This is a genomic window from Novosphingobium sp. GW821-FHT09E05 (assembly GCF_059416165.1).
Genome location: NZ_JBWKOQ010000010.1, coordinates 1 through 21,642 on the forward strand (window position 1 = coordinate 1; position 21,642 = coordinate 21,642).

A 21,642-nucleotide genomic window follows, 5' to 3' on the forward strand; every position below is an offset into this window, starting at 1 on the left:
CCAAACAAAACAACACAGCACTTACACACAACCCCGCCAGCGCAAGCCCGCGGGGCGCGCCGCGTTCGGGCGGGCCGAAGGCTCTAACTCCTGAGAGTGAGGGTCTACGATGAGCAAGACGACGAACAAATTTGACCCCGAGGTTCGGCAGCGGGCGATCCGCATGGTTCTGGATCACGAGGGCGATTATCCTTCTCGCTGGGCTGCGATCACATCGGTGGCTCAGAAGATCCGTGACCATCCGATGAAAGCCGCGACGTAGCTTTGATCAGGTGGCGATCGCGCGCCGTGCTGGCGGCCATTTCCAGGGCAGCAGCTCGTCGAGTTGGCGGGCCGGATGCTCGGCGATGCGAGCGAGCACATCCGCGAGCCAAGCCTGCGGATCGACGTCGTTGAGGCGAGCAGTCTGGATCAGGGTGTAGAGGATGCCCGCGCGCTGGCCGCCGCGATCGGATCCGCAGAACAGCCAGGCCTTGCGGCCTAGTGGCACGCAGCGCAGCGCACGTTCTGCTGCGTTGTTGGTCAGACAGACCCTCCTGTCGGTGAGGAAGTGGGCGAAGGCATCCCAACGCCGCAGCATGTGATTGATGGCTTTGGCGAGATCGTGGTTGCGCGACAGCCTGGCGAGCTGGCTGGTCAGCTAGGCGCCATCAGGGGCGCGCTCAACTGGCGGCGTACGGCGAGGCGCTCGTCGACGTCCTGGCCGTTGATGCCGCGCTCAACATCGAACAGCGCATCAATCCGCTGCACGGCCTCAAGCGCGATCGGATAGATCATGTCGGCATGATCGCCACGGCTCTTCCTGCGGGCCGCGCTGGCAACGTCGGCCAACTCGAAGAACTTGCGCCTCGCGTGGGCAAAGCAGCCAGCCTCGATCACGGGCGCAGGCAAGCGACCGGGAGCATAGAGCTCGCCATAACCGCAATAGGCGTCGGCCTGCAGAATGCCTGACCAAGACGCGAGATGCACCCTTGGATACTCGGCCGCGTCGGCCTCGAGATTTTCGAGCTGCAGTTCCATCTGGTCGAGCAGGCGGCGGGTGCGCTCGGCGCTGGCGCCGTACTGCTCGCGCCTAAGCTTGGCGATCTGCAGCTTGAGGTGCGTGATCACCGCCTCGGTGGCGCTCTCCCGAGCATAGGCATTGGCGAGCTTGGCCTCGGCCTCATCGGCCCGCTGGGTGGCGCTCGCCAGCAGCGCCTTGAGCGCTTCGATATCGTCAGGAGAGGACGAAACGGCGGCTTCCATGACCGCGATGGAATCACAGAAACCCGCCCGAATGAAAGCGGAAAATGCGAGAGGGACGAAGAAAACAAACGCCCTATCCGCTCTGCGGACGCCAGGAATACTGCGGGACGCCAGTCGATTCCGTCAAGCAGGCAGGCCAGTTGCGAGGCTGTCAGCGACACCATCCGTCCTTGGCCGACAGCCAGACGAACCGCCCCTTCTTGAGCGGCAGTGCCGCTGGGCGTAGAGAGACATGCCGATACCGTCGTGCCAGATGAGCTTCACCAAAGAGCCCGCCCGCCCGCGGAATACGAACAGGTCGCCGCCATGGAGATCACGCTTGAGGCCCTGCTGGACCAGCAAGGCCAGCCCTTGCATCCCCTTCCTCATATCCGTGTGCCCCATCGCGATCCACACGCGGGCGCCCGAAGGGATCATCGCAACGCCTTCAACGCAGCGGCCACGAGCACCGGCGATGCCGAGGCAAAAATGCTGATCCGCTTGCCCCGCGCCAGGTCGATGACGATCGCCGGCTGCAGTTCGAAGAAGCGACGTCCAAATCCTCCATCATCACGGCCGCTGGAAACCGGGAGCGACCAAATCGCTTGGTTCGAGCTCGACGTCAGCATCGCGCAGCTTACGCCGCCACGTGTAGACCAGTGCGGTCGACACATCTCGGCGACAGCTACGACAACGCTTTGGCCGAGACGATCAACGGTCTTTACAAAGCCGAGGTGATCCACCGTCGAGGCCCTTGGCGCTCGTTCGAAGCCGTCGAATACGCTACCTTGGAATGGGTCGATTGGTTCAACAATAGGCGCCTGCTGGAGCCGATCGGAAATATTCCACCAGTCGAAGCCGAGCAACGCTACTATGCCACGCTGTACGACATCCCACTGCCTGCCTAATTTAAAAAAAACGGGCCTCCGGCAATCCCGGCGCGCTTCAGAGACCGCGTGAAGCGGAAGGAAAAGGCGAAGGAAGCCGGCGCAAGCTGTCGAAGCCTGCGCCGATCATCCTGTGTTCAGGCAGCTGGGAGCGGCGAGATCCAGTCACCGGACCTGTGAATCATTCCACCGACGACCAGGTATTCGAGGAATCGACGGCCTGATTGTACTGCCTCAGCATGGACTCCGCATCGCTGCCCTCATGTCGCTGTTTCAGAGTGCGATAGGAACCCAGCATTGATGTCAGGGAACTGAGGCCCGACGGGTCCGATTTCCCCTTTTTGACCGCTTCGTCATGCGCGTCGGAAATCGCCTTTTCGATGATTGCGACCTCTGCATCGCCCTTGGCGAACAATTCCGGTCGGGTCAGATCATCCGGCCCGTTGAACAGGTTCATCATCTTCTTGGCATGGACCAGCGCAAGCTTGGCGTTGTATTTCAACGGGTCCTTGGCCTTCAACGTTTCCAGCAGGGCCTCGTCCCGCTTTTCGAGCGATACGTCGAGTTGAGCGCCAAAGCGGTCGAAATCCTTCTCGGCGGCATCCAGTTCGGCCAGCATCTGCTTATCTTCGGCCTTGCCCCGTGCCAACTTGTCGTCGAGGTACTTCTTGCTGCTGTAGTAGGTTTCGAGGCTGGCGAGGTGAGCCTGGACCTTGCCCATCGACGCGATCAGCGCATCGGCGGCCATGTCCAGTTCCGCCGCGCCGCCCGTCGATGCGCGCGCTTCCTTGAGGCTTTCCATCCCCTGCCCGATCCATCCGACCGAGACGTTGAAGGTGTCATCCACCGATGCGTGGGAGATGTCGGACTTGCGATAGGCTTCTGCCTTCTCGACGAAACCGAATGTATCGACGAACTTGTTGTGCGCCTCGACATAGTTGTCCAGCTTCTTTGCGGTCGCCTCGCCGACCGAGGGGCCCTCGGCCTCCGTCTGGCTGGAAGGCTGGTCGGCCTTTCCGCAGGCGGCCAGGCCCAGCATCATCACGCCGGCCATGAGTATTGTCGCCTTGGCAGATTTCATTGGTGTACCTCGCGGATGACACCCCCCGGCAACCATCAGTACAGCGGACCAAGCCGAGCGCAACATCAGGTTGTGGTTGATATCGCTGGGGCATTTCAGTGCGCGACAGGCAACCCCGACAATATTTCGTCATGTTGATATGCCCCAAGAGGACAAGGGTTCACCGCGAGAGCGCGCTAAATGACTCGTTCTTCGTATCGAACCGGCACAGGCAAGCGGACTGCCTCGATCATTGGTATTTTCACGATTTTCTTCGTGGCACGCAATCGGTTGGGTCCATACGCGTTAGGTGATCATGGACACTCCCATGATCCTCGACACGCCCGCGACGGCGATCTTATCGGTGATATGAAACGGATGCGGCACTCTATCTGGTTCAGCACGGCGGCAGCGGCAGCCGTCACGTTGGCGTCCGTCCCGGCGGGCGCATCGGAGTGGTGGTACGTCAACAGCGGGCCCGGCCGCGTCGTATTCATCGATGCGCAGTCGATCGAACGGCACAAGGACGTCGCCAGCTATTGGGCGATGTACGTCATCCGTCCCGGCGAACCGGAAGTCATGACCAAGTCGCACCGCCGGGCCCGATGCGACAAGCGCAGCGTCGAAACCCTGGAAGTCCTGCGGTTCGACGAGCAGGGCCGGGAAATCGGCGATGGCACTGCGCGGTCCATGCCCATGCAGGTGGTTCCGCCCGATTCCCTGGGTGATGCGGAACTGCGCTTTGCATGCGGCGATGAAGGCCACCGGGTCGCCAACGACCTCTTTGCGCTGGCGATCAACGAAGTATCCTTCGCCGAGGCGCTCATCGCGCAGGGCAACAAGCCGGACGACGCCCACGATCTGCACGAGGTGATGTCCGTTCGGGAGGTGCAGATCGTATCGCCCGCCCGGTCGGAGGAACAAGCCGCATCTGCAGAGCAGACCGTGATGCCCGACGTTGCGTCGTCGGAGGGTGTCGTTACCTCACCGCCTCAAGGCCCGGATGACGATGCCGCCGAAATCAAACAGCTCGAGGACGCCTGCCGCGGCGAAGCCGTCGGTTCCTGCGCCGAGCTCGGCACCCGCTACGCCGGGGGTAATGGTGTGGACCAGGATCCGGTGCGTGCCGCCGCGTTCTACGACAAGGCTTGCGCTGGAGGGGACGGCGATAGCTGTACCTACCTTGGCATCGCCTACCATGCCGGCGAAGGCGTGCCCTCGAACGCGGAGCGGGCGACCGCCTTGTTCGGCAGGGCCTGTGAGCTGGGCGGGCCATCCGATTGCGCCAACTTCGGCCTGGCACTGGTGAAAGGCGAGGGCATCCCCAAGGACGCCCTGCGGGCCTTCCGCTATTTCGATGCGGCCTGCGATGCGGGCAACTTCGCGAGCTGCTCCAGCCTCGGCGCCGCCTACTCGCTGGGCGCCGGCGTCCCCCCGAACAAGCAGCGCGCCAGGCGGCTGTTCGAGAAGGCATGCTCCGGCGAGGATGCGGGCGGTTGCTACAACCTCGGCGTGGTCTACGACCAGGGCCTTGGCGTCCGCAAAGACCCCAAGCGGGCCGCCGCGCTCTACACCGGAGCGTGCGAGCAAGACGATGGCTCGGCATGCGGCAACCTGGGCACGCTGGTCCAGAATGGCAGAGGCGTAGTCAAGGATGCGGTCCGGGCCGCGGAGCTGTTCCGCAAGTCCTGCGAGTTGGACGATGCCGATGGCTGCCTCAATCTCGGCCGCGCCTACAACGCCGGAGCGGGCGTTGAACGCGACCGGGAGCAGGCGGCGACCGCTTATCGCCGGGCGCTGGAAATCGAGCCGGACAAGGCGGACGCCCGTCGGGCGCTCAACGACCTGATGCCGGACTGAATGCGCGTAATCTGGGGAGGGAACTGGTGAGAGGATCGAATATGAGGCGAGCTGCGTTGTTCGCCGTCGTCCTGACGGGCTGCGTCGCTTCCCCAGGGATGGCGGCGCCGGTTCGCCGCGCCTTGCCGCCCCCGGCACCTGAAATTCCCTACTCTCCCGTGTTCTGCGCGGCACGCAATATCTCCCCCGGATTCGGTGCTTTCGATGGAATTCACACTGCTCGGCGCGGGGATCTGGTCGTGCCACCGCGTCGTTATGCGAGCGGCCTGCATTCACCCCAGGCACCGGGCCTGGATGACGCGGGCATCTACGACATCGCATTCCTGGGCATCGACGGCGAAGGCATGATTCTGGAACTGCGTGGCTATTCCGGCCCGGACGCGCGGGAGCCGGTCGCAACGCGCATATTCTCGTATCCCGTCACCGCCACGTCGATCCAGCTTCGGCACATCGTTCTTTCGATCAAAAGCGTGTCAGACCTCAGCATCGTCTACAGGTCGGCGATCGCGCCAGCCGTGGCCGATGAGGCCATAAGCACGGACGAAGATGGTCCGACCGAACAGGTGGTCAACGACTATTGCCGGCTCAACGGCATGCCAGCCATCGACGTGGCGGGGCCGCTGTGACAAAGGCACGCCGCAGACGCTGGTCAGCTTTTGCGGCGAAGGCGTCAGGACAATCGGCCCGACCACTTTCGAAATGCGCAAGCGGCACTGGCGTCCGCAAAAGGATCTCTCGATCTCTTTCTCCATCCGTTCGGGGCCGAATGACGATCACGGATATGCCGCATGCCGATGGTCCGGGCTCAGAAGTGGACGTCGATGTAGTCGGTGAGGCCGTCACACCATTCGAACTCGCGCAGGCGGTAGTAGGAGCGCTTCTGCGTGATCGCGAAGTGCCAGGTCTTGTCCTTGTCGCACACGCGGCCGACGTCGGGGGTGTCGCTGATCCGGATGCGGCCGACGAAGGTGAAGTAGTCGGCGCCGATCTCGGTGATCGTGCCGTCGAGCAGCAGGCGGCCGGGGCCGCCCGCCTCGGCCTGCGCACCGCGCAGTTTCCACACCCTGCCGTCGGTCCGCACGTAGGCGCTGCCGCGTGCCTTGCCCCAGTCGATCCACTGCAACGTCAGGCCCTTGTTCGCGCGCAGGCGCTGCGCGGCCTTGCGATCGAGGATGCGGGTGGGGGCGGGAGACTGGACCGCCGGCCTTTCGTCCGCCCTCGCCGCGGGCGCGATCGGTGCCAGCACTCCCGCGGTGATGGCGAGCAGGGCGGCCAGGGTCGATTTGCTGGTCATGTCCTCAATACCTCATGGGTTCGTGGCAAGGCGACACAGGTTTACACGGTTTACACGGTCCAGAGGGAAAAGGTGTCGCGTTGCATGTCACTTTGCCAGTGTCGCCTTGCGCGCCAAAACTGTCGCCTTGCGCCGTGAAAGTGTCGCCTTGGGTGTCAACTTGCGCTCTCGAAGTGTCGCCTTGTGCGTACGCACCTGTCGCCTTGTACCGATCGGGTGTCGCCTTGCGATTGGCACGCGGCCGGGGCACGGTGGGATCTCAAAAGGAGCATGGCCAGAACGTACCCCGACCCAACCCCTGTAGGAAAATGGAACGTGGGAACCCGCCGGCACGCCGCCCGCTCACACGTCGAGTGCCGCGCAGTTGGCCTGCAGCACTTCCATCACCCGCGCGACCGCCAGTTCGAGCGGCGCGACTTCGCCCATCAGTGCGAAGCTGCCGCCCAGCGCGAAGGCGCAGTGGCCGTGGACCGTGGCGATCAGCGAACTGGTGAGCCGGGCGACCCGGTCGGAGCCGCCGTCGGGCAGGAGTGAGCCGACCTCGCGCCGGATGATGTCGGTCAGGCGCACGCGTTCGGCGACCAGGCTTTCGGCCATGTCCAGTCCCTCGGGAACGCGGTGTTCGTAGATCGCGGCCCACAGATTGGCATGGCAGGCGGCGAAATCGAAATAGCCCCTGACCAGCACCGCGATCCGCTCGCGGCCCTTCACCCCTTCCAGCCGCGCTTCGATCCACTCGGCCCACAGTGCGAATGTACGGCTGTTGATCGCCATGACCAGCAGATCGACATTGCCGTAGATGTGCATGATCGTGCCGACCGAATAGCCCACGCGTTTGGCCACTTCGCGTGCGGAAAAGCGGGCATAGCCGCCTTCCGCCATCACCTGCTGCCCGGTCGAGAGGATCAGTTCGCGCAGTTCGTCGCGGCCATGGTCGGATCGCCGCCCCACGTCACTGCACCTTGCGAACGAAGGGATAGCGCAGCTGCGCGAGGTAGCCCCTGGGGACCGCCTCGGGCACGCCATAGCCCTGCGGCCACTTGCCTTGCGGGAAGTAGTGCGTGCCGAACAGACGATCGAGCCAGGGGAAATGGATCGCGAAGTTCTTGTCGATCCCCTCGTCCTCCAGCGCGTGGTGCCAGTGGTGGAAACGCGGCACCACGAGGAACTGGCCGAGGCGGTCGAAATTACCCCGCACGTTGGCATGGATCAGCGACGAGTAGACGTAGACGAGGCCGATGTAGGCCTGCATCACCGAGGGCAGGAAGCCGAGCGTGAGCAGGGGCAGCGAAGTTACCCCGCGCAGCAGCACGATTTCGACGAAGTGCATCCGCCCCCCGGCGAGCCAGTCCATCGAGCGGGCCGAATGATGCACCGCATGGAAGCCCCAGAGGAACGGGATCCGGTGGAACAGCCGGTGGAACCAGTATTGCGTGAGGTCGGTGAGGAACATCGCCGCGATGAACTGGACGATCCAGGGCAGGCCGCTCACGGCGGCGCGCACACCCGACAGCGTCTCGCCGTGGGCATTGAGATAGCTCGATGGCGCCAGGGCAAGAAAGGTGACGATCTGCACCAGCATCGAGCTGACGAGGAAGTAGAACAGGTCCTCGTTCCATTCGGGCCGGAACAGCCGCTGCTTGCCGCGATGGGGGACGATGCGCTCCAGCGGCGCGAACATCAGGCCCGTGGCGATCAGGTTCACCGCGAAGAAGTCGGCGCCGAAGAAGATGCCCCAGTCGTGCATCTCGCGCGGTTGGACCGACGCGCCGCCCAGCACAGTGCCGGCCAGCGCCACCAGCAATGCGGTCATGCCCAGCGCCTTGCGCGGGCGCAGCAGCAGGCTGAGCAGCGCAAGCGCATAAGCGCCGAGCAGCGTGGCGTGGACGACGATGCGGAATACGGGCGATGCCAGGACCGGCGCCAGTTCGGGAGTGGCCAGCCATCCGGGCCAACGCAGCGCCGCGACGAAACTCAGCCCCGCGAAAGCCAGCAGCAAGGCGAAGAAGCCGGAAAACCAGCCGGTGCCGAAGCCGCGCGCTTCGATCGGCGCTTCGAGATCGCGCACCAGCCGCTTGAGAATGGGTGTCATGGTCCTGCTCTCCTGTCGTGACGGACCCTATAGACGTAAAATCGAACACTGTCGAATTTAAATTGCACGGTGTTCGATTGTTCGATAGGCATGAGCCCTCGCAGCCACAACCGAAGGACGGGGCGTGACCGAAATCCTGCTTTTAGCGACGATCATTCTAGGTGCTCTGCTGCACGATACCCGCCGCCGGCTTGCCGGACTGGAGCGGGCGGTGGGCGAGGGCGCTTGTGTGCTCGGGCCTGCGGCTCAGCCCGAATCGGCGGTGTCCGTTCACGAGTTTGCGGACCCACGGACCTTGGCCCGGGCGCCGGTCATCGCGCCTCTGGAACCGGAACCGTTGCCGCCTGAGCCCACCGCCGAAGCGGTCGCCGCGGTATTCGAAGCGGGCCGGGATGTTCCGGACGTCGTGATCCACGAGGATGCGCCCTCGACCGAAAAAGCGGCTCATCCGGTCGGCCAGCCGGGAGCCTCGGGCTCCGGCTTCGAGGACCTGTTCGGACGCAGGCTGCCGATCTGGGCGGGCGGGATCACGCTGATCGTCGCCGCCGTGCTGATGGTCAAATATTCGATCGATTCGGGGCTTCTCTCCCCCATCGTTCGGGTGATGCTGGGGCTGGTGTTCGGCACGGGACTGATCGCAGGCGCCGAACTGGCGCGTCGAAGCGAGGACAAGGTGCGCGATCCGCGCGTGGCCCAGTCGCTGGCCGGTGCCGGTATCGGCGGGCTCTACGCAGCCGTGCTTGCCGCCGCCAATCTCTACGGTCTCGTCGGGCCCGGCGCGGCGTTCGCTGGACTCGCCGCCATCACCGGCTTTGCGATGGTTCTGGCGATGCGCTTCGGCGTGCCTTGCGCGGTGCTGGGACTGGTCGGCGGCCTGGCGACGCCGGCGGTGGTGCAGTCGAGCGCGCCGAGCGTTCCGCTGCTCGCCGGTTACCTCGCGATCGTGATCGGCAGCCTGACGCTGCTCTCGCGCCGCCAGCGGTGGGTCTGGCTGGGCATCGGTGCATTGGCAGGCGGGGCGGGCTGGAGCCTGGCCCTGATCGTGCTGGGCGGGCTGGACAGTGCCGCCACGCTGTCGCTGGGACTGCTCATGCTGCTGCTGGGCCTCGGCCTGCCGGCGCTGAGTTTCGACCGGCACGCCGTGCCCGTCCTGCACGTTGGCGCGGCAGTCGTTGCCGCCTTGCAGCTTGCGCTGCTGGTGGCGACAGGCGCGTTTGCGCCGCTGACCTGGGGACTTTACGGATTGCTGTCGCTGGCCTTCGTCTGGCTCGCGGGACGCACGCCGATGCTGCGCAAGGTCGTTGCGGTGCCGGTGGTGACGGCGCTCGGCCTGGTGGCGCTCTGGCCCTCGCCGGACATGACGCTCTTCGCGGCCGTGATCGCTGGCATCGTCCTGATCTATGGCGGCTATGCCTTGCGCAACCTCTGGCGTGACAGGGGCGGGCTGATGGAGGTCGGGTTGCTCGGCGCCGTTTCGCTGGGGGGGTATGCACTGTCGTTCGGCCAATTCTACACCGCGGCGCCGGGACAGAGCCTGCGCTTCGCCTTGCTGGCGCTTCTCTTCGCGGGCCTGCCGGCTATCGGCGCGGCTATGGGCTGGCGACAGCCGACACGCCGCGACGACGCGCGGTGCGCGCTGTTGGCCGCGGGTTCGGGGCTGCTCGTCGTCCTCGCCGCGCTGGTCGGGCTGCCGGCTTGGGCGGTACCGATCGCGATCGCCCTCGTCGCCGCCGCGCTTCTGGCGCTTGGGATCGTAGCCAAGGACGATCGACTGTCGCTGGGCGCGCTGGTCTTCCAGACCGGTGCGATCCTTGCGCTTCCCATCACGGACGTCGCCGCGACCGAGGCGAGCCGCTTCTTCGAGACGGCCGCCGTGCCCCACGTCGGACAGGCGGCGCTGCGCTGGGCCGCCGTCGCGCTGACCGGCGTGGCGTTCGCCTGGCACCATGCGGACAGGCGCATGGCGCTCCTGCTGCAGCCCGTCGCGACCGTGCTGGGTTATGGCCTGGTGGCACAGGTCGTGCCGGCGCCATGGCTAGCCATCGCCGTCGCCGCCGTGTTCGTGGTTCTTGCCGAGGCGACCCGGCGCAGGCCCGCACTTCGTCTGGCCCCGACGCTGGTGACGCTTGCCGCCTTCATCGGTCTTTGGGCGCTTGAGCCCCTGGGCCGCTGGATGGTTTCCGGGCTGATGTCGCTGTCCGGCGAGCCGGTCTTCGCCATGAACCTCCCCGCACCCGGGATGACGGCGCAGCGGCTGCTGGTGCCGGCGCTCGCCTGCGCCTTGGCGTTGTGGCGGACGGGCGGGGACTTGCCGGGCATTGTCCGCAAGGGTGCGACGGCCTTGGTCGGTGCGCTGATGCTGGTCGGCGTCCACATCTTCTACAAGCACCTGTTGCTGATCGGCGACCCCGCGAGCTTCGTGCGGGTCGGGCTTGCCGAGCGGACGCTGTGGGAAGTCGCCCTCATCGGCGCGGGTGTCGCGGTCTGGCGCGCCCTGCGCGTCCGCGACGTCGCCTTGGCCCTCATCGGAGCGGGCGCGGCGCACAACCTGCTCTACACTGTGCTGCTGCACGATCCGCTCTGGGACGCGCAGGCGGTCGGGCCATGGCCACTGGCGAACCTGTTGCTTCCCGCCTTCGGCATCGCTTTTGCGGCGCCGTCGCTGTTCGCCTGGATCGCGCCCGAGGCAGCCGCGCGGGTGAAGCGCCCTACAGACCTGCTACGGATGGGGCTGATCCTGCTGTTCGCTTTCGCCACGCTGCGGCAGCTGTTCTGTGGTAACGTGCTGACCGTCACCGAAATCGGCGAGGTCGAGAATATCTGCCGGTCGGTGCTGGGCATTGCGCTCGCGCTCGGGTTCCTGCTGTGGGGCATCCGCAGCGGCCTGCGCGATTGGCGCATAGCCTCGCTGGTGCTGATCCTCCTAGCAGTGGTGAAGGTGTTCCTGTTCGATGCGTCCGGCCTGGAGGGCCTGCTGCGCATCGGCTCCTTCCTCGCCCTGGGCTTCAGCCTGATCGGGATCGGCTGGCTCTACAGCCGCAATCTGAAGGGGTAATGGCGTGCCTCGGCGCGGGGCACCGCGTCGAGGCGATGTCAGCACCAGCCTCATGGAACACCCCGGTCGAGCCGCACGTTGCGGCAGCATGAACCTGGAGAGTACCGCCGATGAAACAGAACCCGCGCCTCCTCCTGCTTATCGGCATCGTTCTGCTCGGCCTGGGAGCGTTCATGAGCCTTGCTGGCGGGCCGCCCAAAGCGGATCCCGGCCAGACCATACTGTGCCAGGAACGGATGAAGGGGCAGGGCAACGAGATGCTGGGTCGCTGCGATGAAGCTGCCTTTGCGGCAGCGATGACGGCGACCGACGCCAACCAGGCTGCAGCGTCCATCAGCGCCAGCAACAACGAGGAGATCGGCGGAAATGCCCTGGCTATGTTCCTCCTCGGTATTGGCCTCGTGGTGACCCTGGGCGGCGTTCTGGGCTGGCGCAAACAGGTCCTGCATGGCGTCTGACTTGCTGCGCGGCGCCACCGGCTGCTGTCGCTCGAAGCGACTTTTGCGGTGATACGGTCTTTCTTCATCCTCTCGCTGGGGATCTCGACGGCGGCCACGGCTTCGCCCGCCAGCGAAGATCGCACCGAAGCGGCGTCGCAGCGCTGTCTCGATGCTCCCGCAGCCGCAAGCACCGCCGGGCAGACCGAGTGCGAGGTGGCGGCGGCCCGTGACTACGACCGGAGAATGAACACCGCTTACGGCCAGCTGCTGCAGAGACTGGCTCCGCCTGAAGCCGCCCGGCTGCGATCGGCGCAACGGGCATGGCTTGCCTTTCGTAGCGCCGACGAGGCGGCGCGAACGGCTTTGTATGAGACGCGGCAAGGGACGATGTACGTACCGATGCAAGCGGCGGCTTCCGCTGCGGTCATCCGGGATCGGGCGCTCCAGCTCGAGACATCTCTTCGTGTCATGATGATCGATGAGTGAAGCACCCGGCGACGCCGGGCCTGGCGCTGGCCGATGATGCCAAGCACCCTGGCAACCGTGCTTGGCACCGCGGCCATTCTGCTGCTTCAGGCGATCGTCGTCGGCGGATCGATCTACCTCATCTGCCGCTTGCTCAAACGGCGTTCGGCGGGCGGTACGCAGGAGCCGATCCGCACTGACGCGGAAGGCGGCAAGGTGATCCCGGTTCTCGCCGCGTTCGCGGGCGTCAGGGGGCTGCCTTGGTGGTTCGCGCTCGCGTCCAACAATGCCAATCCATCGCTGGTCATTTTCGCGTCGGGCATCAGGTATCGGATGATCCGACGACACGAGCGCCGTTTCGATGACATCGCGCGGATCGAGGTCAGGACCGCCTGGAAAACGGTGAACATCGAGATGCAGTTTCACGGCGAAATGCTGACATTCGCCGTCAACGTCGGCACAACGGCGGCAGCGGGAGCGGGCCTGGCCCTGTTCCCACCGGCGGTCGACATGTCCGAGCGCGCTAAGGCCATCCTGTCCGGCTCCAACGCCGAGAATCCCGATCGCAGCGTTACCTGACGCCGTGACCCGGACGCATTCGCTCAGCTTAAATTGTTGAGCGCAGCCAGGAACATGGCCTTGAGATTTCGGCGTGTGGCCATGGCGGTTTCGTAGTCTGCCCGGAAGCGCGCCATCTCCTCGCACGAAGAGAATGTCCGGTTGGCCCGGACCGCCGCATCACAGGACTTTATCCAGGGCGCGTGCTGTCCAGCGCCGGCCCGGTACAGCGCCCGCGCTTCGTCGCAGACCGTCCTGGCGTCGTCGGTACAGGCCTGCGAAAGCGCCACATAGGCCAGGAAGTCCGCCCTAGCGTAGCGGCTCGGCGCAGCTGCGCGCACGGCGGCGACCGTCTTGGCGAAGAAGTGACACCCTTCGGGATCGATCATCTCGGCGTCGTTGTACAGGAAGCAGGCGAGCGCCAGCCTGGACCATGCCTTGTCGAGATCGCATCTGACCCCGGTCGCGGTCAGGTGCATCCAGCCCAGATACTTGCAGGCGTAGGGCCCACGCCCCGGGTCGTTGCCGTCGCACACGCGCGTGAACCGCTCCTGGGCCTTGGCATAATCGCGCAGCTGGCGGTTCTGCAGATAGAGTTTTCCCGCCTCGTAGCAGCCAAAGTCGTTGAACCCCGCCTCGCAAGACATGTCGTAGTGACCGAGCGCACCGCGCAGATCGCCGCCGCGCGCGGCCCCGACGCCCCGGCTCCAGCAGGTATCGACGTTGAAGTCTTCCTTGCAGGGCGGGGACCGGTTGGCGGGCGCCGGATACTGGATCTCGTAGTTCGGAAACGATTCGCCATCGGAAGACCGTTCCCGGCCGATGTCGCGCATGCGCGCCAGGAAGCGGTCGTGGACCCGCCTGATGCTGTCCGGCCGGCAGTTCAGCGCGGTCAGGGTTTTACCGGCACGGGTGACCGTCAGCGTTCCGAAGGGCTGGAGAGCGGTCGGGTCTGGCGCGGCTCCGTTCCTGAAACCTGCCGCCATGCGATAAGCGGTGTCGCCGTTGGTGAAGGTCACGATCTCGTCGATCGTGTCGCCCGGGCCGTTCTTACGGCGATAGTCGAGGTCCGCCAAGGGGCTGCTCAGCGTCAGTTCGGGCTTTTGCAGGGCCGAGCCGTAACGATAGGTGGCGAGCGTGCCCGTGATCGAGATCGAAATCTCGCGATCCTGCCCCTCGATCCGGCAGGTCAGCACGGCCTCCTCCGGGCGGGGATCGGACGCGGCCGCCGCAGCCGTCCACAAAACGGCCAGGATCGAGATGAGGGCATGGGCAATATATCGCATCGATCTATTCCTCATGGGCTTCACGATTTGACGGCCCGTCTTCCTTCTCAGTGTTGCCCGGCCTGCCGGCAATTGCTGCCTTTGCGATAGCGATGGCTTTCGCGGCATGGCCGGCGGATGGGGTCTTCGGGTCCAGCGCCAGGCTACGCTCCAGCAAGGCAAGGGCCCTGACGTCGTCACGCTCGCGGCCGTTCCCGGTTTGGTATGCTCGACCTAAAGTAAAGCAGCTTTCCGCTTCGCCCAGCGTGCATGCCGCGTCATGCAGAGCGAGGGCGCGTTGACGGTCTTTGGGCGCGCCCCGGCCATCGTCGACCATATTGGCGAGATTGCCGCAGGCGCTGGGATCCTTCGCCTCGCACGAGGGTTCGAACAGCGCGAGGGCGCGCTCGTAATTACGTCTCATGCCCAGGCCATCGCGGTAGAGCACGCCCAGGTTGTAGCAGGCGTGCTGATCGTCGGCGTCGCAGGCTTGCCTGAACAACCGCGCAGCTCTGCGATGATCGCGCCGCACGCCTCTTCCCAGCGAGTACGACGCCCCCAGGTTCGCACAGCCTGCCGTCGAGCTGTTCGTGCAGGCCTGCTGGAAAAGCGCGGCGGCGCGGGCATCATCCTTGGGGACGCCGTCTCCGTTGATATAGGCAAGCCCGAGGTTGGAGCATCCGGTCGCCTCGCCGCCATGGCAGGCGTAAGCGTAATAGGCGCGCGCGATATCGGCTGATTGTGCGACGCCTTGCCCCTTGCCGTAGGCGAAGCCGGTCATCGTGCAGCCCGGCATGTCGCCGAGTTGACAGGCTTTTCCCAAGATCGCAACGCCTCGTGCATCGTCGCGCGCAATCCCGTTTCCTTCGAGAAGCCGGTCGCCAAAGCGGGTACAGGCGCTGCCATCCTTGTCCTCGCACAGCGTTTGCAGTTCGATGACAGGGTCGATCCTGGCGACGTCCTGAGCTTGCGCCGGCCCGGTGAGCAAGGCAACCAACAATGCGATGGCGCGGATCATTGCGTCGTACACGCCGGATCGGCGCATACGAAGGGCGCATCGTCACCTTCCATGGGAGCAAGGCTTGCGCGGAAGCGCAGCTCCTGCAGCGTGGCAGCGAGAACCTCGATCTCGATGTCGCGGACACGGATTGTCTTTTGGGAAGCCGGAAAGCGCATCGTCTGGGCGCTGCTCGGATGCGCGAGATCATCGATGCTGTAGCCGCGCAAGTCGAAGGCCAGCTCTCCGCTCTCGATCCCGCGATAGGCGATGTCGTAGATCGTGCCGCTTTCGATCGTATCGTAATTCCTGGCGTCGGGGATCTGCACGCCTTTGGCATAGTCGCGCGGCGGGACGACGGCGTGACCCGCAGTGGTCGCCTGCGCCGTTCCGAAGGTATCAGGCGCGGGCGCCGTCGAGCGGATGACGGGGACCGTGGGATCCTCGCGCATCCGTTCGTGCAGGTCTTCCGGACTGACCGAAGCCTCGGTGTCGGCGATCAGCGCTTCGGCGAAAGCGACCTGGTCGATCGCCAGAGGGAAGCCGCCGGTCCGGGTTCGATCGGCAGCGCAGACGAACTGCAACTGGGCTGCCCCCACCGACCCGGCCTCCACAGGGTTGGGGCCGGCGTAGCTCAACGCCGTCTTATCGAGCCTTTCGTCATCGGCGCCGTAGCGCAGGACCAGGTCCCACGTTTCGGTGTCGTCGTGGCAGTCGCCGATCATCGAGGCGCGCAGCGAAGCAGCGGGGTTGTCTGGCTCGCGCAGGATCTGGCTCGCCTCATACCGCACCGTGTCGCCATCGCGCACGATGGATTCGACGTCGACGAACAGCACCTTGTCAGCGCCCTGCGTAACATACCACCACTGCGAGGCCCGCGCCTGCGCCGCCGAGGGCGACAGCATGGCCAACCCGCAGGCAAGAATTCCAAGTTTCATCCAAACTCCCCGGCCATTACGAAGACTTTAGACGGTAAAAGCCGCAGCTTACAACTGCAGCTGTTTGTTTCCGAGCGGTGATGCGATCACCGTAGGGATCACAAAATTGAAAAAATCGACGGGGCCGGGCTGCGTCAATTCGTGCCTTTCAGGCAGCCGCCGTTCAGGAGGGGCCTGCCATGGCGCGGAACCGGAGAGCCGTGGCGGCCTTCATGCCACATGATTGCAAGCAGAGTTTTTTGATGACCATTGAAGTCCTGATCGTAGATGATGCCCCATTCGTTGCCCTCGACCTCGAGGACACGGTTTTCGAAGCTGGATTTATGGCGCTGCGTCCATGCGGCTCGGTCAGCGGCGCGCTTGCCCTTCTGGATCGACGATTGCCCGATTGTGCAATTTTGGACATAAGCCTGGCTGACGGCGATGTATTCCCCGTCGCGGATCGCCTGCGCGACGCGGGTGTCCCGATCATATTTCACTCAGGCATTTCGGATACCTCCGGCGTAAGGACGCGATATCCCGGCGCGTATTTCTGCCTCAAGCCTTGCCCGCAGGCGGAGCTCTCAGAGACACTGCGCCGCGCGATATCCGATAGCGCTCCGGTTGCATCCTAGAACGGGGCACAACCGGCGGGTACGAACTTTTGTCATGAGCCCGTGGCCACATCGCCTGGTCACGACGTCGCGCTTCTCAAGGCGTCTGCTGAACATCCTTGGGCAAAGTTGCAAGATACGGAGCGCCATCCCACATGGCGATAGTGAGCCGCTCGTTAACCCGCACCGCCAACTTGCATCGTTGGCTTACCTTGATCGCGGGCGACCTGCATTGGGAAACGCCGCGTCTTTGCGATGCGCTGCTGGAAACGTACTATTGGGTGGTGGGACCTATGTTGGCAATTGACCCCGAGAGGCTGCAACCCAGCAACGATCAGGTCGGATAATCCCTGCCTGCGGTAAGGCGACCCTATTCGCCGTAGCAGCGCTCAGATGCTCTTGTCCGGCCGCGGACGGGACATCGACCCGCCGCCCGTAAAATCATCTATCCCGGATATTCACCAAGGCTAGACACCGATCGTCGGGTCCTCAACCAAGGGGAAGTGGTCGGGAAAGTGGGTGCGCAGCAGTTCCAGCACCTGGTCGGCAAGCTCCTCATGCGAGGCGAAAGCTGGAGCAGACCGCATGACGGGGGCAGTGGCTTCACCTTTGTACACTTCTGCGAACACCTGCCCGGTTGCCGTGTCCGACAGTGTTTCAATCCTGATCGTTGTCATCGCGCTGCATCCTTTCCTCCACAAGCGCCGCCCGTGTTGCAAAGTTCCAACGCGCTCGTGCCGTGCTGGCGGTCCCTTGGGTTGGTTTCAGCAGCGGTGTGCCCGGGTAAGGATGCCACCGGCCCGCCGGAAACGGTGCGATACCAGTGATCTCCCCTGCGCGCGGCGAAGTCGTGCCGGGCTAGTCAACGCGAGCGGAACTGACAAAGCAGGCTCATGATCGCGTCGACGATCCCCAAGTTTTTCAGCAAATGCGGCCCGGCGGATCGTCGGCGCGATCAACGATGGCTCCTGGCACGGGCGCAGGAACACGCGAGGGACTACATGATTGAAATGGTTTCATTTTAGGAAACCCTCCGCTTCATGATCGTCTCGATGCCACGCAATATGCGCTCGCTGTCCTGGATTTTCGCCCTCGTAGTTCCGGCACCGGGCCTAGCTCAGGAGCAGAGTTCTGCGGTCGGTGCGCTTGGCAACGAGGCGAATCCGCCCGAAGCTTCGCCGGCATCCGCGAAGACGCCGTCCGCGGACACGCTCGCAGCCACACCGACAGAAGGTGACACCCAGGAGACGGTGGCGCGCCGCAAGGCAGCCAGGTTCATGGAATTCGACAAGCTCAGGACACAGGGCCAGACCACCGATTTTCCCGGAGTGGGCCAGACTCTGACGAAGGATGCCGGCGGAGTGCGCTCCTGGCTCTACGATCACGATCTGTATTTTCGCGGTGTCAGTTCGAACACCTTGACCAAGGATGTCTCGGGAAATGGCCTTGAGGGCGGAGCGCAAAGCTACACCGGTCAGAAGCTGACATTCACCCAAAGCAACGAGTTGCGCCTGAGCTGGAAAGTCGGCGGCTCGGGAGAGGATATCACCCAGATCAATGTCGGCGGCCTCTTCAGCGTCGCCAATTGGCGGCAACTCGGGCCCTCCGGCGCGCGGTTTTCCAACCTGACCGTGTTCAGCAGTTTTCTCGATCGGACGATCGAGGTGAAAGCCGGCTACAACCAGAACCTTTCCGATTTCGTGGGGATCTTCGCTGGCGGAAACCCCATCCTCGCGAGCGGCGTGGCGGGCTCGATCCCGCTGTCGACCGGCATGAGCGGAGGCACCGCCCTTGCGCCCAGCTTCAATGTGCAGTTCAACACCAGGAACGGCTTCTATTCAAAGTCGGCCATTCAGCGCAGCATCTTGCCCGAGGGCATGTCCGCTGATGCGGCGAGCGCGGGTGCCGGCCTCAAGTTCACCCGCCCCGGGGCCAAGGCGCTGTTAATCCAGGAAATCGGCCTGCGCCGTGCGAGTTCGCCCGATAGCCGGCAGATCTGGCTACGAGGAGGCGGAAGCTACAACACCACGCTGTATGACCGTCTCGATGGCGCCGGGCGAGAGCGCAACTGGTCGGCCTATGCCCTGGCGGACTACCAGGTTTATCAACCGGACTCGGGTGCGGCGTACAAAGGCGTCTACCTCGGCGCGTCGGCGCTTTTCGCGAAAGACGCAGTCAACGTCTACAAGCGTAGCCTCGAAGGGCGGGTCTATGCCCTCGGTCTGATCCCGGGACGGCCCGCCGACCAGGTCACCATAACGGTGGGACTGAACAGCTTCAGCCGCACGGGCGCCCGGGCTGTCGAAAAGGCGGGCGGAGTGGCGCACAAGAGCCAATTCTCGCTCGGCGCTCTCTATGCATTTCACGCGCTCGATGGCCTGTTCATCTCGCCCTCCGTCAACTACATCCGCAATCCGAGTTTCGTTGGAGCATTTAAGCCGGCCATCAATCTTGGGGTCTCGGGCACCGTCCTGTTTTGAATACGGGCCAGGTGTGCGCCGCCAGCCGTCGTGGCTTCGGCGCCAGTCCCCAATGGGCTTGCTCCCGCAGCCCGAACCGATCTTAGTTCGATCCTTGCGAGCGCCTGTCGGTACTCGTTACGCTGCTATGCGCCAGCGATCAGGCGGAGCGGTTCCGTTCCCAATTTTTCGCGCTTGAAGCCTTCGTGCTCTTCGTAGTCGGGCTGATGAGCCTGCAGCCGGCAGCGCATCTTTATGTGTCAGCTGTCGAGCACCTCTCGACCAAGCAAGATATAGCCCCTTGGTACGAGAGGCCGTTAATGAGCTCCTCGGCTTTTCTCGCCGCTCCATAGTCAACTGGCGTTGCATTATGGTGATCTCGGCGGGTTCAAGGCGGTCAATGATCGGTATTGGCCATCCGGGCGGCGATCAGGTGCTTACCGAGGCGGGCTTCACGGACCTTCACCCATCCTGGCATTTGGCGGCAGAACGCGCGGTATTGCACGCTGGCAGCACTGAGCGTGCCGAGCGCTTTCTCGCGCATGTGCCGGTCCGCAGCCTGGAGCCGACCATGCTCCCGGCAACGCCCCATAAACCTCTTGCGACGCTGTTAGACGACGTAAGGCAGTTTTCATCGACTTGATTTGAGCCGCCTACGTCCGGTTTGTTGGCGATGTTCAGGAATATCGTGCTTCTGAGACATCCGGTATTGCCTTGGTAACTTCGCGAGCCCCATCGAAGCGTGGATCGACGAAACCGAAACCCGCGCTTGGTGTCTTTATGAAAGCGTTCGCCCGGCGCGCCGCTGATCGCAGGCGCGGCCTAGGAGCCTATACCAAGGGTTAGGCCATACCATCGGTTGGTTTCGCACCCGCCGCGACCGGGTCAGACGGGAGCGCGGAGATCATTCCGCAGCCACTGAACTATTCAACTTTATCGAATGATCAGTGCAATTTTATCCGGCTTTCTGGAAGCCGGGCTTTGCGCAAAAACAACTGCACCGGGCACGACGCCCTGCAACAGGAGGACTTTTCCGATGACGCTGACCGCCACCGCAACCCCTGGCCAGTCGCTTATCTCGCCCGACAACCACGCTCTCGTCCTGATCGACTTCCAGTCGCAGATGAGCTTTGCGACCAAGTCGATCTCGGCCGAATTGCTGCGCAACAATGCTGCACTGATTTCGCGCGCGGCCAAGTCGTTCAACGTGCCCACCATCCTCACCACCGTCGCCGAAAAGAGCTTCTCAGGGCCGATGTTCGACGAGATCACCGATGCCTTCCCGGGCCAGGAACTGCTCGACCGCACGTCGATGAACACCTGGGAGGATGAAGCAGTGATCTGCGAGATCAACCGCATCGGCAAGCCCCGCATCGTCTTCGCAGGGCTCTGGACCTCGGTCTGCATCGTCGGGCCGGTCGCCTCCGCGATCGACCAGGGCTTCGAAGCCTACTTCATCTCCGACGCCTGCGGCGACATCTCGACCGAGGCGCACGAGCGCGCGGTGGAGCGCATGATCCAGCTCGGCGCCGTGCCGATGACTTCGCTCCAGTACTTGCTCGAACTGCAGCGCGACTGGGCACGCACCGAAACCTACGACAGCACCACCGGCATCGCCAAGGTCTGGGGTGGTTCCTACGGTCTGGGCATCAAATATGCCAAGACCATGTTCGGCGCGTCCGAAGGCGGTCACTGAGTTCAGCTCGGGATCGGCGGCTTCCCTACCCCCCCGCCGCCGCCGGTCCCACCCGATACTTCCCCGATCCGCCTGCCATCAGGTGCTCGATCGGACCTGCCGAGGAGACCCGCATGAAACCCTATCTTCTCTCGCTTGCCGCCGGGCTGCTGGTGGGTGTCGTCTACAGCTTCCTTGGGGTCCGTTCGCCGGCGCCGCCGATGATCGCGCTGGTCGGCTTGCTGGGCATTCTGCTCGGCGAGCAGCTGGTGCCGCTGGCGAAGAAGGCGTGGGCCTCCGAGGACGTCGCCCACTTCGTCCAGACCGACTGCCGCGACCATGTGCTCGGCCGCCTGCCGGGTGACAAGCCCGCCGCCCGGTCCGACGCATGATCACCCGCCGCCAGACCATCGCCGGGGCCGCCGCGTCCTCGCTCCTGCCCACTTTGCTCCACGCCCAGCCGAACCGACCGAAGGACGCCCCCATGACCGACACGATCATCATCAACGCCAAGGTCACCACCCTCGACCGCGCCAATCCGGTGGCTGAGGCCGTGGCGATCCGGGACGGCAAGTTCCTCGCCGTCGGCAGCGAGCAGGAAGTGCGCGCGGCGGCTCCCGAGGCGACGGTGATCGACGCCAGGGGCCACCGCCTGATCCCCGGCCTCATCGACAGCCACATGCACATCATCCGCGGCGGGCTGAACTTCAACATGGAGCTGCGCTGGGACGGCGTGACCTCGCTGTCCGAGGCGATGGCGATGCTGAAGGCCCAGGTCGA

Annotated in this window: 23 protein-coding genes and 4 pseudogenes; 14 read left to right on the forward strand and 13 right to left on the reverse strand. The window is 64.4% G+C overall.

The features are described from left to right. Positions 1-109: 109 nt before the first annotated feature. Positions 110-232, forward strand: a pseudogene (locus AC07M9_RS19930) (IS3 family transposase); the annotation flags it as partial. Between the two features lie 36 nt (positions 233-268). On the opposite strand, the pseudogene tnpC reads toward AC07M9_RS19930, so the two are convergent. From tnpC to AC07M9_RS19950, 4 genes and pseudogenes are all read right to left on the reverse strand, one after another. Then, a pseudogene (gene tnpC, locus AC07M9_RS19935) lies at positions 269-1,000 on the reverse strand (IS66 family transposase); the annotation flags it as partial. A gap of 26 nt (positions 1,001-1,026) precedes the next feature. Continuing rightward, positions 1,027-1,245: pseudogene (locus AC07M9_RS19940) on the reverse strand (IS66 family transposase); the annotation flags it as partial. 123 nt (positions 1,246-1,368) lie between these two features. Further along, entirely contained in the window at positions 1,369-1,662 is a 294-nt protein-coding gene (tnpB, locus tag AC07M9_RS19945) for an IS66 family insertion sequence element accessory protein TnpB (RefSeq protein WP_494886226.1), read from the reverse strand. Beyond that, positions 1,659-1,853 carry a hypothetical protein gene (locus AC07M9_RS19950; RefSeq protein WP_494886228.1) on the reverse strand — a complete coding sequence of 65 codons (195 nt, stop codon included), beginning with the start codon at positions 1,851-1,853 and terminating at the stop codon, positions 1,659-1,661. Before AC07M9_RS19950 ends, tnpB begins: the two co-directional genes overlap by 4 nt. Before the next feature lie 45 nt (positions 1,854-1,898). On the opposite strand from AC07M9_RS19950, the pseudogene AC07M9_RS19955 reads away from it, so the two are divergent. Beyond that, positions 1,899-2,132 (forward strand): annotated as a pseudogene (locus AC07M9_RS19955) (integrase core domain-containing protein); the annotation flags it as partial. A gap of 160 nt (positions 2,133-2,292) precedes the next feature. On the opposite strand, the gene AC07M9_RS19960 reads toward AC07M9_RS19955, so the two are convergent. Further along, positions 2,293-3,165, reverse strand: a complete 873-nt coding sequence (locus AC07M9_RS19960; RefSeq protein ID WP_494886229.1) for a DUF3829 domain-containing protein — start codon at positions 3,163-3,165, stop codon at positions 2,293-2,295. Positions 3,166-3,372: 207 nt separating this feature from the next. Between AC07M9_RS19960 and AC07M9_RS19965 the strand changes: the two genes are divergently transcribed. Genes AC07M9_RS19965 through AC07M9_RS19975 form a run of 3 tightly spaced genes read left to right on the forward strand, consistent with a single transcriptional unit; the run spans position 3,373 to position 5,865 of the window. Next, positions 3,373-5,031, forward strand: coding sequence for a tetratricopeptide repeat protein (locus AC07M9_RS19965; protein WP_494886230.1), 1,659 nt, complete (start codon positions 3,373-3,375; stop codon positions 5,029-5,031). A 56-nt stretch (positions 5,032-5,087) separates the two neighbouring features. Continuing rightward, a complete protein-coding gene (locus tag AC07M9_RS19970; protein WP_494886232.1) occupies positions 5,088-5,657 on the forward strand; it encodes a hypothetical protein in 570 nt (189 codons plus the stop codon). Beyond that, positions 5,578-5,865, forward strand: a complete 288-nt coding sequence (locus AC07M9_RS19975; protein WP_494886234.1) for a DUF4424 family protein — start codon at positions 5,578-5,580, stop codon at positions 5,863-5,865. The genes AC07M9_RS19970 and AC07M9_RS19975 overlap by 80 nt, the downstream gene beginning before the upstream one ends. Here the strand turns inward: AC07M9_RS19975 and AC07M9_RS19980 are convergent. From AC07M9_RS19980 to AC07M9_RS19990, 3 genes are all read right to left on the reverse strand, one after another. Further along, positions 5,837-6,325 carry a hypothetical protein gene (locus tag AC07M9_RS19980; protein WP_494886236.1) on the reverse strand — a complete coding sequence of 163 codons (489 nt, stop codon included), beginning with the start codon at positions 6,323-6,325 and terminating at the stop codon, positions 5,837-5,839. The genes AC07M9_RS19975 and AC07M9_RS19980 overlap by 29 nt on opposite strands. A gap of 342 nt (positions 6,326-6,667) precedes the next feature. Next, the gene (locus tag AC07M9_RS19985; RefSeq protein ID WP_494886238.1) at positions 6,668-7,276 is read right to left on the reverse strand and encodes a TetR/AcrR family transcriptional regulator; all 609 of its coding nucleotides are present in this window, start codon (positions 7,274-7,276) and stop codon (positions 6,668-6,670) included. Position 7,277: 1 nt separating this feature from the next. Further along, complete coding sequence (locus AC07M9_RS19990) at positions 7,278-8,417, reverse strand: sterol desaturase family protein (RefSeq protein WP_494886240.1); 1,140 nt, start codon at positions 8,415-8,417, stop codon at positions 7,278-7,280. A 124-nt stretch (positions 8,418-8,541) separates the two neighbouring features. Between AC07M9_RS19990 and AC07M9_RS19995 the strand changes: the two genes are divergently transcribed. The 4 genes from AC07M9_RS19995 (at position 8,542) to AC07M9_RS20010 (ending at position 12,956) form a co-directional block, all read left to right on the forward strand. Continuing rightward, the gene (locus AC07M9_RS19995; RefSeq protein WP_494886242.1) at positions 8,542-11,472 is read left to right on the forward strand and encodes a DUF2339 domain-containing protein; all 2,931 of its coding nucleotides are present in this window, start codon (positions 8,542-8,544) and stop codon (positions 11,470-11,472) included. Positions 11,473-11,582: 110 nt separating this feature from the next. Further along, positions 11,583-11,930, forward strand: a complete 348-nt coding sequence (locus AC07M9_RS20000; protein WP_494886243.1) for a hypothetical protein — start codon at positions 11,583-11,585, stop codon at positions 11,928-11,930. A gap of 48 nt (positions 11,931-11,978) precedes the next feature. After that, positions 11,979-12,398: a lysozyme inhibitor LprI family protein gene (locus tag AC07M9_RS20005; RefSeq protein ID WP_494886245.1), complete on the forward strand. Its 420-nt coding sequence runs from the start codon at positions 11,979-11,981 to the stop codon at positions 12,396-12,398. 33 nt (positions 12,399-12,431) lie between these two features. Then, positions 12,432-12,956 (forward strand): hypothetical protein, encoded by a 525-nt coding sequence (locus tag AC07M9_RS20010; RefSeq protein WP_494886246.1) that lies wholly within the window; start codon positions 12,432-12,434, stop codon positions 12,954-12,956. Positions 12,957-12,979: 23 nt separating this feature from the next. On the opposite strand, the gene AC07M9_RS20015 is transcribed toward AC07M9_RS20010, so the two are convergent. From AC07M9_RS20015 to AC07M9_RS20025, 3 genes are read right to left on the reverse strand one after another with little or no spacing between them, the layout of a single operon-like run. Continuing rightward, complete coding sequence (locus AC07M9_RS20015) at positions 12,980-14,221, reverse strand: SEL1-like repeat protein (RefSeq protein WP_494886248.1); 1,242 nt, start codon at positions 14,219-14,221, stop codon at positions 12,980-12,982. A 4-nt stretch (positions 14,222-14,225) separates the two neighbouring features. After that, positions 14,226-15,218 carry a tetratricopeptide repeat protein gene (locus tag AC07M9_RS20020; protein WP_494886249.1) on the reverse strand — a complete coding sequence of 331 codons (993 nt, stop codon included), beginning with the start codon at positions 15,216-15,218 and terminating at the stop codon, positions 14,226-14,228. Then, positions 15,215-16,102, reverse strand: a complete 888-nt coding sequence (locus AC07M9_RS20025) for a hypothetical protein (RefSeq protein WP_494886250.1) — start codon at positions 16,100-16,102, stop codon at positions 15,215-15,217. The genes AC07M9_RS20020 and AC07M9_RS20025 overlap by 4 nt, the downstream gene beginning before the upstream one ends. A gap of 275 nt (positions 16,103-16,377) precedes the next feature. Between AC07M9_RS20025 and AC07M9_RS20030 the strand changes: the two genes are divergently transcribed. Next, positions 16,378-16,749 carry a response regulator gene (locus AC07M9_RS20030; protein ID WP_494886252.1) on the forward strand — a complete coding sequence of 124 codons (372 nt, stop codon included), beginning with the start codon at positions 16,378-16,380 and terminating at the stop codon, positions 16,747-16,749. A gap of 446 nt (positions 16,750-17,195) precedes the next feature. Here the strand turns inward: AC07M9_RS20030 and AC07M9_RS20035 are convergent, their stop codons facing one another. After that, on the reverse strand, positions 17,196-17,405 hold the full coding sequence (locus AC07M9_RS20035) for a hypothetical protein (RefSeq protein WP_494886254.1): 210 nt from the start codon (positions 17,403-17,405) through the stop codon (positions 17,196-17,198). 363 nt (positions 17,406-17,768) lie between these two features. Between AC07M9_RS20035 and AC07M9_RS20040 the strand changes: the two genes are divergently transcribed. After that, positions 17,769-19,208, forward strand: coding sequence for a carbohydrate porin (locus AC07M9_RS20040; protein ID WP_494886256.1), 1,440 nt, complete (start codon positions 17,769-17,771; stop codon positions 19,206-19,208). 376 nt (positions 19,209-19,584) lie between these two features. Here AC07M9_RS20040 and AC07M9_RS20045 read toward each other — a convergent pair whose 3' ends face one another. Then, positions 19,585-19,731 (reverse strand): hypothetical protein, encoded by a 147-nt coding sequence (locus AC07M9_RS20045; protein WP_494886257.1) that lies wholly within the window; start codon positions 19,729-19,731, stop codon positions 19,585-19,587. Positions 19,732-20,223: 492 nt separating this feature from the next. Here AC07M9_RS20045 and AC07M9_RS20050 point away from each other — a divergent pair, with 492 nt between their 5' ends. From AC07M9_RS20050 to AC07M9_RS20060, 3 genes are all read left to right on the forward strand, one after another. Beyond that, positions 20,224-20,883 carry a hydrolase gene (locus AC07M9_RS20050; RefSeq protein WP_494886259.1) on the forward strand — a complete coding sequence of 220 codons (660 nt, stop codon included), beginning with the start codon at positions 20,224-20,226 and terminating at the stop codon, positions 20,881-20,883. Positions 20,884-20,996: 113 nt separating this feature from the next. Next, the gene (locus tag AC07M9_RS20055; RefSeq protein WP_494886261.1) at positions 20,997-21,254 is read left to right on the forward strand and encodes a DUF1427 family protein; all 258 of its coding nucleotides are present in this window, start codon (positions 20,997-20,999) and stop codon (positions 21,252-21,254) included. 92 nt (positions 21,255-21,346) lie between these two features. Continuing rightward, positions 21,347-21,642 (forward strand): amidohydrolase family protein (locus AC07M9_RS20060; protein ID WP_494886263.1); only part of this gene is annotated, 296 nt, incomplete at its 3' end.

Bases quoted from the DNA above. Each gene is read 5' to 3' on its own strand.
- tnpB (WP_494886226.1), bottom strand. From the start codon at position 1,662: ATGATCCCTTCGGGCGCCCGCGTGTGGATCGCGATGGGGCACACGGAT.
- AC07M9_RS19950 (WP_494886228.1), bottom strand. From the start codon at position 1,853: ATGCTGACGTCGAGCTCGAACCAAGCGATTTGGTCGCTCCCGGTTTCC.
- AC07M9_RS19960 (WP_494886229.1), bottom strand. From the start codon at position 3,165: ATGGCCGGCGTGATGATGCTGGGCCTGGCCGCCTGCGGAAAGGCCGAC.
- AC07M9_RS19965 (WP_494886230.1), top strand. From the start codon at position 3,373: ATGACTCGTTCTTCGTATCGAACCGGCACAGGCAAGCGGACTGCCTCG.
- AC07M9_RS19975 (WP_494886234.1), top strand. From the start codon at position 5,578: ATGGTCCGACCGAACAGGTGGTCAACGACTATTGCCGGCTCAACGGCA.
- AC07M9_RS19980 (WP_494886236.1), bottom strand. From the start codon at position 6,325: ATGACCAGCAAATCGACCCTGGCCGCCCTGCTCGCCATCACCGCGGGA.
- AC07M9_RS19990 (WP_494886240.1), bottom strand. From the start codon at position 8,417: ATGACACCCATTCTCAAGCGGCTGGTGCGCGATCTCGAAGCGCCGATC.
- AC07M9_RS20000 (WP_494886243.1), top strand. From the start codon at position 11,583: ATGAAACAGAACCCGCGCCTCCTCCTGCTTATCGGCATCGTTCTGCTC.
- AC07M9_RS20010 (WP_494886246.1), top strand. From the start codon at position 12,432: ATGATGCCAAGCACCCTGGCAACCGTGCTTGGCACCGCGGCCATTCTG.
- AC07M9_RS20015 (WP_494886248.1), bottom strand. From the start codon at position 14,221: ATGCGATATATTGCCCATGCCCTCATCTCGATCCTGGCCGTTTTGTGG.
- AC07M9_RS20020 (WP_494886249.1), bottom strand. From the start codon at position 15,218: ATGATCCGCGCCATCGCATTGTTGGTTGCCTTGCTCACCGGGCCGGCG.
- AC07M9_RS20025 (WP_494886250.1), bottom strand. From the start codon at position 16,102: ATGCTGTCGCCCTCGGCGGCGCAGGCGCGGGCCTCGCAGTGGTGGTAT.
- AC07M9_RS20030 (WP_494886252.1), top strand. From the start codon at position 16,378: ATGACCATTGAAGTCCTGATCGTAGATGATGCCCCATTCGTTGCCCTC.
- AC07M9_RS20035 (WP_494886254.1), bottom strand. From the start codon at position 17,405: ATGACAACGATCAGGATTGAAACACTGTCGGACACGGCAACCGGGCAG.
- AC07M9_RS20040 (WP_494886256.1), top strand. From the start codon at position 17,769: ATGATCGTCTCGATGCCACGCAATATGCGCTCGCTGTCCTGGATTTTC.
- AC07M9_RS20045 (WP_494886257.1), bottom strand. From the start codon at position 19,731: ATGCGCGAGAAAGCGCTCGGCACGCTCAGTGCTGCCAGCGTGCAATAC.
- AC07M9_RS20050 (WP_494886259.1), top strand. From the start codon at position 20,224: ATGACGCTGACCGCCACCGCAACCCCTGGCCAGTCGCTTATCTCGCCC.
- AC07M9_RS20055 (WP_494886261.1), top strand. From the start codon at position 20,997: ATGAAACCCTATCTTCTCTCGCTTGCCGCCGGGCTGCTGGTGGGTGTC.